Here is an 8,225-nt window from a genome sequence, read left to right as displayed (position 1 = left end):
TGCTCTGGTAACTTGTTGCCGAGTAGTTCACCAGCAGTTTCACGTACTATTCTGAAGTCGCTGGCAGGATATTTTATTTTAAGTCTGCTTCTGGGAAAAGGCTGGTTTCTTCTTTTAAAGCTGATCCGATGGCTTTTGGAATCTACAATAGGTGTAATAGTGCTTATGCTTCTTGGCATTTCACTGGCTATTACGGTACCGGTAGCCATAGCATGGTGTATTGCAACACCAAGAAAATGAAGAATCAATCGGAAAGAAAAGGCATCTTCCAAAGGATTAGAAATCCGTTGAATCCCCACCATTTTTGCGTTACAATAAATGCATACTAAAATACCACAAAGGGGATTTTACCTATGCAGAAATACATAATGGCACTGGACGCGGGGACAACCAGCAACCGGTGCATCCTGTTTAATAAAAAAGGTGAAATGTGCAGTGTAGCACAGCGCGAGTTCCATCAGTACTTTCCGAAGCCGGGCTGGGTGGAGCATGATGCGGATGAAATCTGGGCGAGTATGCTTGGCGTAGCGGTGGAAGCCATGAATATGATCGGTGCGGAGGCTTCTGATATTGCGGCGATCGGAATTACCAATCAGAGAGAAACGGCAATTGTATGGGATAAGAATACCGGAGATCCCATTTATCATGCAATCGTCTGGCAGTGCCGCAGAACTTCCGAGTACTGTGACTCCCTCAAGGAAAAGGGACTCACAGAGAAATTCCGTCAGAAGACAGGTCTCGTGATCGATGCCTATTTTTCTGCGACCAAAATAAAATGGATTCTGGACAATGTAGAGGGTGCAAGAGAAAAGGCGGAACGTGGGGAACTCCTTTTCGGAACGGTTGAGACCTGGCTGATCTGGAAACTGACGAAGGGATCTGTGCATATCACAGATTACTCCAACGCATCCAGGACGATGCTTTTTAATATCAATACGCTTGAGTGGGATGAAGAGATTCTTGAGGAATTGAATATTCCATGCAGTATGCTTCCCGAGCCAAAGCCGTCAAGCTGTGTTTACGGAATGGCAGATCCGTCTTTCTTAGGCGGCGCGATTCCGATCGCAGGTGCAGCGGGCGATCAGCAGTCGGCACTTTTCGGGCAAACCTGCTTCCAGGCGGGAGAGGCCAAGAACACTTATGGCACAGGCTGTTTCCTTCTTATGAATACAGGAGAGAAACCGGTATTTTCGGAGAATGGTCTGGTAACAACGATTGCCTGGGGACTGAATGGCAAGGTGAATTATGCACTGGAAGGATCGATTTTTGTGGCGGGAGCTGCAATCCAGTGGCTTCGTGACGAGATGCGTCTGATCGATTCTTCAGAAGATTCAGAGTATATGGCACAGAAGGTTCAGGATACGAATGGATGCTATGTCGTTCCGGCATTTACCGGACTTGGTGCACCGCACTGGGATCAGTATGCGAGAGGTACGATCGTGGGAATCACCAGAGGAGTAAACAAGTACCACATTATCCGTGCGACACTGGAATCTCTGGCATATCAGGTAAACGATGTTTTACAGTCTATGAAGGCTGATTCCGGGATTCAGCTTGCGGCACTTAAAGTCGATGGAGGAGCCAGTGCCAACAATTTCCTGATGCAGACGCAGGCAGACATTATAGATGCACCGGTCAACCGTCCGAAATGTGTGGAGACAACGGCAATGGGAGCAGCCTATCTGGCAGGCCTTGCGGTAGGATACTGGAGCAGTAAGGAAGAAGTTCTCAAGAACTGGGCGATCGACCGGACCTTTGATCCGAAGATCACGCAGGAAGAGAGAACAAAACGAATCCGTGGATGGGAAAAAGCTGTAAAATATGCGTATGGATGGGCGAAAGACGAAGAGAACTGATCGAAGAATCAAGTGGACGATAAGTTTGTATTTAAAACAATTGCACATACTGGCGTGAAGAGGAGAGCCTGACAGGAAATCCATGAAAATGGGTTTATTTGTCAGGCTCTTTTATATATACAGGAGGTTTTTACAATGAATAAATACGATATTGCGATTATCGGTGCGGGAGTTTCCGGTACGGCGATTGCACGGGAACTGTCCCGTTACCGGATAAAGGTATGCGTACTGGAGCGGGAGGAAGATGTCTGCTGCGGAACCTCCAAGGCGAACAGTGCGATCATTCATGCAGGTTATGACGCAGAGCCGGGATCACTCAAAGCAAAACTGAATCTTCGGGGAAATCAGATGATGGAGCAGCTTTCCTGTGGTCTTGATTTTCCATTCCGAAGAAATGGTTCACTGGTTTTGTGCCTGGATGAAAAAGACCGCCCCGGTCTGCAGAAACTTTATGAGAGAGGAATCCAAAACGGTGTAAAGGGACTTCGAATTTTAAATAAAGAAGAAATAAGAAAAATGGAGCCGAATGTTTCTGACCAGGCTGTGGCGGCATTGTACGCACCCAGCGGAGGAATTGTATGTCCATTCAACATGACGATCGCACTGGCAGAAAATGCCTGTGCAAACGGAGTGGATTTTTATTTCAATACAGAAGTGCACAAGATCACACGGGGAGAAAAAAACTGGACGATTGAGACAACAGAGGGAATTTTTGAGGCAGACTGTATTGTAAATGCGGCAGGAGTTTATGCAGATAAATTCCACAACATGGTCAGTGAAAAGAAACTTCATATCACTCCGCGAAAAGGAGAATACTGTCTTCTTGATAAAGCTGCGGGGACACATGTAAGCCGGACGATTTTTACCCTTCCCGGCAAGTTTGGCAAAGGAGTTCTGGTCACACCAACCATTCACGGAAACCTGCTGATCGGGCCAACAGCCACAGATATAGAGAATAAAGAAGGAATCAATACCACCAGAGAAGGTCTGGAACAGGTTCTGAAAAAAGCATCCGAAAGTGTCAAAAACATTCCGGTCCGTCAGGTGATCACTTCTTTTGCCGGACTTCGAGCACATGAGGACGGAGACGATTTTATTATAGGAGAGACGGAAGAAGGATTTATCGACTGTGCCGGAATTGAATCACCGGGCCTTTCCAGTGCTCCTGCGATCGGAGAAATGGTTGCTGACATTCTGAAGAAAAAATATGATCTGAAAGAAAAAGAGGATTTTCTTTCCACAAGAAAGGGAATTACCGATGTATCAAAGTTTTCACTGGAAGAACGAAATGCGTGGATTCGACAAAATCTGGCTTATGGAACGATTGTCTGCCGCTGTGAGATGGTGACAGAAGGTGAGATCATAGATGCGATTCGAGGACCTCTGGGTGCCAGATCACTGGATGGAGTGAAACGCCGTACCAGAGCAGGCATGGGACGTTGTCAGGCAGGATTCTGTTCGCCGCGTGTTATGGAGATTTTAGCCAGAGAACTTGGAATTCCTGTGGAAGAGATCACAAAATCCGGAGGCAACTCTGGAATCATAAAAGGCAGCAACAAAGATTCTTTTGGGGAGGACGGCAAATGATAAAAAAATATGACATTGTGATCATAGGCGGCGGTCCGGCAGGACTTGCAGCGGCTATTTCAGCGAGAAAAAACGGAATCGAAAGTACTCTGATTCTGGAGCGGGACAAAGAACTGGGAGGAATTCTGAACCAGTGCATTCATAATGGTTTTGGGCTTCATACCTTTGGAGAAGAACTGACCGGACCGGAATATGCCGACCGTTTTATTCGTCAGGTCAGAGAACAAAATATAGAATACAAACTGAATACCATGGTCATAAACATCAGCAGGGAAAAAGTTATCACAGCGATGAACTGTGAGGAAGGCATGTTTCTGATTCAGGCAAAAGCGGTGATTCTGGCAATGGGCTGCCGGGAACGTTCCAGGGGAGCACTGAATATTCCGGGGTATCGTCCGGCGGGAATTTATTCTGCGGGGACGGCACAGAGACTTGTAAATATAGAAGGGTATCTTCCGGGAAGAGAAGTTGTCATCCTTGGCTCCGGGGATATCGGACTTATCATGGCCAGGCGTATGACACTGGAAGGTGCAAAAGTAAAAGTGGTAGCAGAGCTGATGCCGTACTCCGGCGGGCTTAAACGGAATATCGTGCAGTGTCTGGATGACTTCGGAATCCCGCTGAAACTCAGTCATACTGTGGTAAATATTAAAGGAAAAGAACGTGTAGAAGGAGTTACTCTGGCACAAGTCGGAGCGGATGGAAAACCGATTCCGGGAACGGAGGAAGAATATGCCTGTGATACTCTGCTTCTTTCAGTAGGCCTGATCCCGGAGAATGAACTTTCCAGAGAGATGGGAGTGGAACTGAACCGTGTCACATCGGGGCCGGTAGTCAATGAGAGTCTGGAGACGAATATCGAAGGGGTGTTTGCCTGCGGAAATGTTCTGCACGTTCATGATCTGGTAGATTTTGTATCCGAGGAGGCAGCAGCGGCAGGAAAAAATGCGGCAGATTACATAAAATGGCAGCAGCCAGTGGAAGTTCCGGAACAAAAGCAGAATCGGACAATTATTCTGGAATCCCGAAATGGAGTTCGCTATACTGTCCCGGCAGTGATAAGACCGGAGCGCATGTCGGAAGAAATGACAGTCCGTTTCCGTGTGGGAGCTGTTTATAAAAACTGTTATATCAGCTGCTATTTTGATGAAGAACGTGTTCTTCACAAAAAACGGACAATTCTGGCACCGGGGGAGATGGAACAGATTAAACTGACAAAGGAACAGATTTTAAATGCTTCATCACTGAGAAAAATCAGCATTCTGATTGAGGAGGAATAAAGATATGGAAGAAAAAAATCTTACCTGCATCGGCTGCCCGATGGGCTGTTTCCTCACTGTAAAAATAAAAGACGGAGAAGTACAGAGTGTAGAAGGCAATAGCTGTAAGCGGGGAGCCGTCTATGGAAGAAAAGAAGTGACCAATCCGACCAGAATTGTGACAACAACCGTTCGTGTATTAAATGGCACGGAAAAGGTCGTTTCCGTCAAGACAAAAGAGGATATTCAAAAGTCCAGAATTTTGGACTGTATCCGGGAATTGAAAGAGGTCACTGTTACTGCTCCAGTAGAGATCGGAGATGTGGTTCTGCATGATGTGGCAGGAACCGGTGTGGACATTGTTGCAACGAAAAATATTTCTGTTTCCATTGACATTACAGGGTCAAACGACTATCATTAAAACAGTATGTTTTTCTGTAGGCACCTCTTGCGGATTCGACAGATTTTTACAGAAAAAGATACAGGAGGAACACAAAGGAGAACAGAAATATCATGACAATATCCATGATAGGGATAGATCACGACAGAGCACCGGTAGACGTCCGTGCCCTGTTTGCATTTACGAAGAAAAATGCCGGAGAGGCAATGGAAAAACTGAAAGAAAAAGCAGGCATCCGGGGATGCATCATTCTGTCTACATGCAATCGTCTGGAAATCTGGGCGAGCCACGAGGATGAACAGCAGCTTTCTTTATACCAGTGTCTCTGCGGACTCAAAGATATACAGGATCCTTCTTATGAAGAATATTTTATTTCGAGACAGGATAAAGAAGCAGTAGAACATCTTTTTTATCTTGCAGGAGGACTGAAATCCCAGATTCTAGGGGAAGATCAGATCCTTACGCAGATTAAGGACGCACTGAATCTGGCAAGAGAACATTTTACAACAGATGGAGTACTGGAAGTTCTTTTCCGCATGGCAGTGACCGCGGGCAAAAAGATCAAGACAGAAGCTCCGCTTGCACATGGAAATCCGTCTGTGATCCATCAGGCAGTCAGCAGTCTGCGGGAACAGGGATATGACATGCATGGCAAAATCTGCATGGTTATCGGAAACGGAGAGATGGGTAAGGTTGCAGCGCAGACTCTCCGTGATGCCGGAGCGAATGTCACCGTAACCGTCCGTCAGTACAGAAGCGGAATGGTGAGCATTCCGATCGGATGCAGCAGGATCCATTATGGTGAACGAATGAACTTTCTGCCGAAATGTGATGTAGTAGTCAGTGCGACAGCCAGTCCGAACTATACACTTCGCAGAGAACTGTTTGATGATATCACGCTTACGAAACCACTGCTTCTTCTTGACCTTGCTGTGCCGAGGGATATCGAACCGGCACTTGGAGGAGAAGAGGGCGTTACCTTATATGATATGGACAGTTTCCGCACCGAGAGGATCTCTCCGGAATCCATGGAGAGCATCACAAAAGCCGGCGAGATCGTCAGGGCACAGATGGATGAATTTTTCCAGTGGCTGGATGGCAGGGATGTGATCCCGAGGATCCAGGAGATCAGGGAGGATGCAGTGCAGGATCTGAACCTGCGTATCCACAAGATCCTCAAGAATACACCAATGGATGACTCCGACCGTGCAAATCTTCTCAAAGCAGTAGATACTGCAGCAGGAAAAGTGGTCAACAAACTTATTTTCGGACTCCGGGACAGTCTGGAACAGGACACTTTCCTGGAGTGCGTGGCAGGATTGGAGAAATTATATGAAGAATAAACGTTTTTTTCCAATGTTCGTAGATCTGTCTGACAAGAAAATCGTAGTGGTAGGCGGAGGGAACATTGCGACCAGGAGGATTAAGACTCTTTTGCAGTTTACCAGGAACATTACCGCAGTAGCTCCAAAGACAACGATGGAGCTTCATGAACTTGGCAAGGCAGGATTCGTAAATCTGATCAACCGTCCGGTGAAACGGTCTGATTTTGCCATGGCATTTATGGTGATCGCGGCGACAAACGACTGGAAACTAAACGATGAGATCTATCGAGTCTGTAAGGAGCAGGGGATCTACGTCAATGTCGCAGATGACAAAAGCAAATGCGATTTTTATTTTCCGGGGATCTACATGCAGGACGAGGTTGTTGTGGGAATCACAGCGAGCGGGCTGAACCACAAGAAAGCCCGAAGAGTCCGTGTGGCGATCCAGGAGGCAATGGAGGCATCAGACAATGAAGAATAAGATCACGATCGGCAGCAGGGAAAGCAAGCTTGCAGTGCTGCAGAGTGAGATGGTGAGGGACTACATAACCAAGCATAATCCGGATCTGACAGTAGAGATCCTGACCATGAAGACAACGGGTGACAAGATCCTGGACCGCACCCTGGATAAAGTAGGCGGCAAGGGACTTTTTGTAAAAGAACTGGATCACGCACTTCTGGAAGGAAGGTCAGAACTTTCTGTTCACAGCCTGAAGGACATGCCGATGGAAGTGCCGTCAGAACTTCCTCTGCTGGCTTTTTCCAGAAGAGAAGATCCGAGGGATGTGCTGGTACTGCCGGAGGGCGTAACAGAACTTGACAGATCCAAACCGCTTGGCTGTTCCAGCCTTCGCCGGACCCTGCAGCTTCGGGAGTTATATCCGGATATGGAGGTCGCAAGTGTCAGGGGAAACCTTCAGACAAGACTCCGCAAACTGGATAAGGGACAGTATTCAGCTCTGATCCTTGCGGCGGCAGGACTTAAGAGACTTGGACTGGAATCCAGAATCAGCCGGTATTTTACAGAGGAAGAAATGCTCCCGGCAGCAGGTCAGGGAATCCTGGCAGTACAGGGACGTACCGATGTTGACTATGCATTTCTGGACGGCTACTGTGATGCAGATGCATGGAGCGCAGGAAGTGCAGAGCGTGCTTTTGTACGTTTTCTGGACGGCGGCTGTTCTTCTCCGGTGGCGGCGTTTGGTGTGGTCGAGGGAGAGGAACTTTTCCTTCGCGGACTGTATTATAATGAAGAAACAGGAAACTGGTTCAAGGACAGCATCCGCGGAAAGCGCGAGGACGCAGAGGTACTTGGCATCGCGCTTGCAAAACAAATGAAAGAATCCGACAGAACAAAGACGGATAAAGGTGAGGCAGAATGAAACAGGGAAAGGTATGGCTCGTAGGGGCAGGACCGGGAGATATCGGTCTTTTTACACTCAAAGGAATGGAGGTTCTCTCCCAGGCAGAGGTTGTCGTCTATGACAGTCTGGTGGGACAGGGCGTACTTGCAAAAGTACCTTCTTCTGCAAGACTCATCAACGTAGGAAAGCGTGCAGACAAGCACACCATGCCGCAGGAGCAGATCAATCAGGTGCTCCTTGAGGAAGCGCAGAAGGGATACCGTGTCGTGAGACTGAAAGGCGGAGATCCGTTCCTGTTCGGAAGAGGCGGAGAGGAGCTGGAACTTCTGACTGCCAATGGGATCCCGTATGAAGTGGTCCCGGGCGTGACCTCTTCGATCGCTGTGCCTGCTTATAACGGCATTCCGGTAACGCACAGAGATTTCTGCTCTTCC

Annotated in this window: 9 protein-coding genes; all 9 read left to right on the top strand. The window is 47.7% G+C overall.

The features are described 5' to 3' along the window. On the top strand, positions 1-240 hold a 240-nt coding region (locus QZL69_RS13015), incomplete at its 5' end, for a hypothetical protein (RefSeq protein ID WP_291519726.1). A 113-nt stretch (positions 241-353) separates the two neighbouring features. Beyond that, positions 354-1,856 (top strand): glycerol kinase GlpK, encoded by a 1,503-nt coding sequence (gene glpK, locus QZL69_RS13010; protein ID WP_022215633.1) that lies wholly within the window; start codon positions 354-356, stop codon positions 1,854-1,856. 135 nt (positions 1,857-1,991) lie between these two features. Then, positions 1,992-3,443, top strand: coding sequence for an NAD(P)/FAD-dependent oxidoreductase (locus tag QZL69_RS13005; protein ID WP_022215632.1), 1,452 nt, complete (start codon positions 1,992-1,994; stop codon positions 3,441-3,443). Beyond that, entirely contained in the window at positions 3,443-4,723 is a 1,281-nt protein-coding gene (locus QZL69_RS13000) for an NAD(P)/FAD-dependent oxidoreductase (RefSeq protein WP_173905914.1), read from the top strand. The genes QZL69_RS13005 and QZL69_RS13000 overlap by 1 nt, the downstream gene beginning before the upstream one ends. Before the next feature lie 4 nt (positions 4,724-4,727). Then, on the top strand, positions 4,728-5,123 hold the full coding sequence (locus QZL69_RS12995; protein WP_022215630.1) for a DUF1667 domain-containing protein: 396 nt from the start codon (positions 4,728-4,730) through the stop codon (positions 5,121-5,123). 92 nt (positions 5,124-5,215) lie between these two features. After that, positions 5,216-6,445, top strand: a complete 1,230-nt coding sequence (gene hemA, locus QZL69_RS12990) for a glutamyl-tRNA reductase (RefSeq protein ID WP_022215629.1) — start codon at positions 5,216-5,218, stop codon at positions 6,443-6,445. After that, on the top strand, positions 6,435-6,908 hold the full coding sequence (locus tag QZL69_RS12985) for a precorrin-2 dehydrogenase/sirohydrochlorin ferrochelatase family protein (RefSeq protein WP_022215628.1): 474 nt from the start codon (positions 6,435-6,437) through the stop codon (positions 6,906-6,908). Before hemA ends, QZL69_RS12985 begins: the two co-directional genes overlap by 11 nt. After that, positions 6,898-7,809, top strand: coding sequence for a hydroxymethylbilane synthase (hemC, locus tag QZL69_RS12980; protein ID WP_022215627.1), 912 nt, complete (start codon positions 6,898-6,900; stop codon positions 7,807-7,809). The genes QZL69_RS12985 and hemC overlap by 11 nt, the downstream gene beginning before the upstream one ends. Beyond that, the coding region (gene cobA / locus QZL69_RS12975; RefSeq protein ID WP_291519721.1) for a uroporphyrinogen-III C-methyltransferase at positions 7,806-8,225 on the top strand (420 nt) is incomplete at its 3' end. The genes hemC and cobA, both read left to right, overlap by 4 nt.

Origin of the sequence: Blautia sp. CAG:237 (genome assembly GCF_000436615.1) — a bacterium.
In the GTDB taxonomy this organism is placed as follows: domain Bacteria; phylum Bacillota; class Clostridia; order Lachnospirales; family Lachnospiraceae; genus Blautia_A; species Blautia_A intestinihominis.
This window is presented reverse-complemented; position numbering and strand designations above follow the sequence as displayed.